This window comes from Desulfovibrio sp. TomC (assembly GCF_000801335.2).
GTDB lineage: Bacteria > Desulfobacterota > Desulfovibrionia > Desulfovibrionales > Desulfovibrionaceae > Solidesulfovibrio.
On record NZ_JSEH01000132.1, the window covers coordinates 1 to 971 of the forward strand.

Consider the following 971-nt stretch of genomic DNA (forward strand, 5'->3'; position numbering starts at 1 on the left):
CCACGGACATGCGCAAGGCCATCGACGGCCTGTCCATCCTGGTGTCACAGCAGCTTACGCTTGATCCGTTTGCCGGCCACCTGTTCGGATTTTGTAACCGCAGTCGGACTATCGTCAAGCTGCTCTACTGGGATCGTAATGGCTTTTGTCTCTGGCAAAAGCGCCTGGAGCGCCATGTGTTCCGCTGGCTGACTCGCGAGGCCGAAGTGCTGGCCATCGACTCCAGGCAGCTCGTCTGGCTGCTCGACGGCCTTGATCCCCTGGTCGTAAAAGGGCATTCTCGACTGGAGTATTCGACGATCTCTTAAGCAGTATTGCATTGATTAAATTGGACAATACTGGCATATAGCTTGGGCCGTGGATATCCTTTCCCTCCCTGATGACCCTGCCGCCCTTAAAGCTCTCATTGTCGACATGGCTGCGGACCATCAGACGCAGATAACCCAACTTGAGCAACGCATCCGGCTCCTGAACTTGATCATCTACGGTCCGAAGTCCGAGAAAAAGCCCCGCACCGGCCAGGAGCAGCAGCTTTCCCTGTTCGACGAAGCCGAACAGACCGTGGAGGAGCACAAGCCGCAGACTTTCGAGGACGCTTGCGCTCCGGCGGGCACCCGCCGCAAACGCGGACGTCGGCCCATCCCGGATGATCTGCCCCGGGTGGAAGTCGTCCACGATCTGCCGGAATCGGAGCAAACTTGCCCCTGCGGCACGGTCCTGGTGCGCATCGGCGAAGAAGTCAGCGAGAAGCTCGACATCGTGCCGGCCAAGATCCAGGTCATCCGCTACATCCGGCCCAAATATGCCTGCCGGATCTGCGAGGGCGTGGAAGATGACGGCCCGACCGTGAAAACCGCGCCCATGCCGCCCCAGATCATCCCCCAGGGCATCGTCACCCCGGGACTTTTGGCCCATGTCGCCGTGGCCAAATACGCCGACGCGCTTCCCCTCTATCGCCAGGAAGCCCAGTT

2 protein-coding genes are annotated in these 971 nt (G+C 59.9%); both read left to right on the forward strand.

The annotated features are described in order from the left end of the window. A partial coding sequence (gene tnpB, locus NY78_RS21840) for an IS66 family insertion sequence element accessory protein TnpB (protein WP_043641356.1) occupies nucleotides 1-308 on the forward strand: 308 nt, incomplete at its 5' end. Between the two features lie 49 nt (nucleotides 309-357). Further along, nucleotides 358-971, forward strand: a 614-nt coding sequence (locus NY78_RS21845) for an IS66 family transposase zinc-finger binding domain-containing protein (protein ID WP_043641358.1), incomplete at its 3' end; no start/stop codon positions are given.